Genomic DNA, 1,914 nt, shown 5'->3' with positions numbered 1-1,914 from the left:
GTACGCAGTAACAGTTGAATATCTAACGGGTTTAAGTCCCGTCCGGGGAGTTGTCCGTTCACCCCGGTAGCTCAAGGGAGCGGCGTCTTGGTAACAAGGGGTCGTAAGTTCCCAATTGGCAAAGCAGCAGGCCGTAACGCAAGTGAACCTAGACGTAGCCTCGTTAAATTCTTCTGAAGATGCCGACCCGGTGGACAGACGGGGAAGGCCGACGTCACAGATTCTGATAACGGAAACGGTCTGTGTAATCTTCCGGGGTAGCAGGGGCGGCATGTTGCAGAAGATATTTAGCCCAGTGCTGGAGACCCGGTGCGGTGATGTCGAGGAACATCAACCGATGCGTATAAGGGAACGAAATCGCATTGGGCTGCATCGGGAGTCGGAGGGGTCCATAGTACCGTTTGAGGGCACGGGACAACAAAACCCTGCCCGAGGGAAGGGACCCTGCTTTGTTCATGCAACCAAAGAGCGGAGGATGTGGGGATTGCAACCATGCTAAAAACCCCGGAAATAATCAGAACGCTACAGAGGAAGCTCTACCGTAAGGCCAAGCAAGAACCGGCCTGTCGCTTCCACGCCTTGTACGACAAGGTCTATCGGGCTGACATCCTTAGTCACGCCTATGCCCTTGTCCGTGCCAACAAAGGGAGCGCCGGCATCGACGGCGTCACCTTTGCGGCCATCGAGGAACAGGAAGGGATCACCGCATTCATTGCGGAGTTGGAAGAAGCACTGAGAAACAAGACGTACAAACCCGATCCGGTCAAACGGGTCATGATACCGAAAGCGGATGGCAGTCAGCGACCTTTGGGTATTCCGACCATCCGGGACCGGGTGGCTCAAATGGCCGCAAAGCTGGTCATCGAGCCGATCTTCGAGGCGGATTTCTGCGAAACCTCCTATGGATTCCGACCGAAGAAGTCAGCCCACGCCGCAGTCGATGACGTCGCCTATGCCATGAACACCGGATATACCGAAGTCATCGATGCCGATCTTTCCAAATACTTCGACACCATCCCCCACGCCAATCTCATGGCCGTGGTTGCCGAGCGCATCTGCGACGGGGCGATCCTGCACCTGATCCAGATGTGGCTCAAGGCCCCGGTTGTGGAGGTGGACAAAGATGGAACGAAGCGAAACATCGGCGGCGGCAAGGGTAATCGCAAAGGTACGCCGCAAGGCGGAGTCATCTCGCCGCTGTTGTCCAATCTCTATCTGCACCTACTGGACAGGATCTGGGAGCGGAATAACTTGCAACGACGGCTGGGCGCCCGCATCGTCAGGTACGCGGACGACATTGTTCTGCTTTGCCGGAGAGGGCAATCCGGTCAGGTCATGACTGTGTTGCGGCAGATACTGGAACGGTTGGAACTGACCCTGAACGAAGCAAAGACCAAAATCGTCAATGCCTACAAGGGGAAGTTCGATTTCCTCGGATTCACCATCTGGATGGGAAAAAGCAGAAGAACGGGGAGGCTGTATCCTCACGTCCAGCCGTCGAAGAAAGCCGAGCAGAAAGTCAAAGATCGGATCACCGAACTCACGAGACGAGAGCGGACGGTCATGCCCCTTGAATGGGTGGTGAACAAAACCAACGCCATGGTCAGAGGCTGGGTTGGCTACTTTCACTACCGCAATTGCAGCCAGACGCTGAGTCGAATACGCAATCACCTCGAACAGCGGCTGAATACCCACCTGCGCAAGCGGCACAAGGTCAGAGACAGAAACGCAGGTTACGTCCGGTTTCCAAGCAGGTCTCTCTATGAGAAATATGGCCTGTACAAAGTGCCGACCTCAGCGGGTTGGAAGAGGGCGCATGCCTTGCGGTGAAGAACATCGGAAAGCCGTGTGCGGGAAAACCGCATGCACGGTTTGATGAGGGAGGGCAGGGTAAAACCTGCTCTCTACTCTACC

The 1,914-nt window shown here is 55.6% G+C and carries 1 protein-coding gene; it reads left to right on the top strand.

Annotated features, from left to right (window positions below; genetic code table 11):
* The first annotated feature begins 492 nt into the window (after nt 1-492).
* Complete coding sequence (gene ltrA, locus BQ4888_RS10680; RefSeq protein WP_092057173.1) at nt 493-1,830, top strand: group II intron reverse transcriptase/maturase; 1,338 nt, start codon at nt 493-495, stop codon at nt 1,828-1,830.
* Nucleotides 1,831-1,914 lie beyond the last annotated feature (84 nt).

The organism is Desulfuromonas acetexigens, assembly GCF_900111775.1.
GTDB lineage: Bacteria > Desulfobacterota > Desulfuromonadia > Desulfuromonadales > Trichloromonadaceae > Trichloromonas > Trichloromonas acetexigens.
The sequence above is the reverse complement of the archived record's forward strand: the minus strand, read 5'-3'. Positions and strand labels throughout refer to the sequence as shown.